3 protein-coding genes are annotated in these 1,432 nt (G+C 62.2%); all 3 read left to right on the forward strand.

The annotated features are described in order from the left end of the window. The coding region (locus EOD07_RS34305; RefSeq protein ID WP_206519652.1) for an ABC transporter permease at window positions 1–245 on the forward strand (245 nt) is incomplete at its 5' end. A gap of 1 nt (window position 246) precedes the next feature. Then, window positions 247–1,059 carry an ABC transporter ATP-binding protein gene (locus EOD07_RS34310; RefSeq protein WP_127238344.1) on the forward strand — a complete coding sequence of 271 codons (813 nt, stop codon included), beginning with the start codon at window positions 247–249 and terminating at the stop codon, window positions 1,057–1,059. 14 nt (window positions 1,060–1,073) lie between these two features. Then, window positions 1,074–1,432: MlaD family protein (locus EOD07_RS34315; protein ID WP_164772836.1), on the forward strand; the 359-nt coding region annotated here is incomplete at its 3' end.

Consider the following 1,432-nt stretch of genomic DNA (forward strand, 5'->3'; position numbering starts at 1 on the left):
CGCCGGCAGCGTTCATAGACAGGCTGCGCGTCGCCATCGATCTCAGCACCATCTTTGCCGGCCTGATCAAGGCGCCGTTCATGGCCCTGATCATCGGCATCATCGCGTCGGTCGAAGGCATGAAGGTCGGCGGCAGCGCCGAATCGCTCGGCCTGCACGTCACCGCGTCGGTGGTGAAGTCGATCTTCATCGTCATCATCCTCGACGGGCTCTTCGCCATGTTCTACGCAGCGATCGGCTTCTGAGATGGCGAACGGCAACGGCGCCATGGCAGCGGAGCACACGAACGACGGCGAGATCGTGCTTTCGGTTCGCGACGTTACCGTTGCCATCGGTGACAAGCTGATCCTCGACAAGCTTTCGCTCGACATCAAGCGCGGGGAAATCCTCGGCTTCGTCGGCGCCTCCGGCGCCGGCAAATCGGTGCTGCTGCGTACGATATTGGGACTGATGCCGAAGCAATCAGGGACGATCAAGCTGTTCGGCGTCGATGTCGACAAGGCAAGCGACGCCGATCGCCTGCGCATCGACATGCGGCTGGGCGTCCTTTTCCAGCATGGCGCGCTGTTTTCGGCGCTGACGGTGCTGGAGAACGTGCAGGTGCCGATGCGCGAATACCTCGACCTGCCCAAGGCGCTGATGGATGAACTCGCCATACTCAAGATCGAACTGGTCGGATTGCCGGCCGACGCCGCACAGAAATTTCCCTCCGAGCTGTCCGGCGGCATGATCAAGCGCGCCGCGCTGGCGCGCGCCTTGGCGCTCGACCCCGACATCGTCTTTCTCGACGAGCCGACATCGGGGCTCGACCCGATCAGCGCGGCCGAATTCGACGAGCTTGTCGTCAAGCTGCGCGACACGATGGATCTGACCGTCTACATGGTCACGCACGATCTCGACACGCTGTTTACCGCCTGCGACCACGTCGCAGTGCTCGGAAAGAAGCGGGTGCTGGTGGAAGGCACGATCGACGACATGCTGAAGAGCGAGGAGCCGTGGGTGAAATCCTATTTCCGCGGAAAACGCGCCCGGCAACTTGATCTTGCTGCGCGCGCATAGCCATAAGTGGGTCGATGGAAACAAGAGCCAACTACGTTATTGTCGGCATCTTCACGCTGGGGGCGATCCTGGCGGCTTTCGCCTTCGTCTATTGGACCGCGGCGATCGGCGACAGAGGCGAAACGACAATGCTGCGCGTGCGCATTCCAGGTTCGGCCTCAGGCCTCGGCCGCGGCAGCTTCGTGCTGTTCAACGGCGTCAAGGTCGGTGACGTCAAACGGGTCTATATCGACGTCGACAATCCGACGGTGGCCATCGCCGACACCGAGATCGACCGCATGACGCCCATCACCAAGTCGACACAGGCCGATATCGGCCTGGCTGGCTTGACTGGCCAGGCCAATATCGAGCTCCGCGGCGCCGACCCCAAGGA

Source organism: Mesorhizobium sp. M2C.T.Ca.TU.002.02.1.1 (assembly GCF_003997225.1).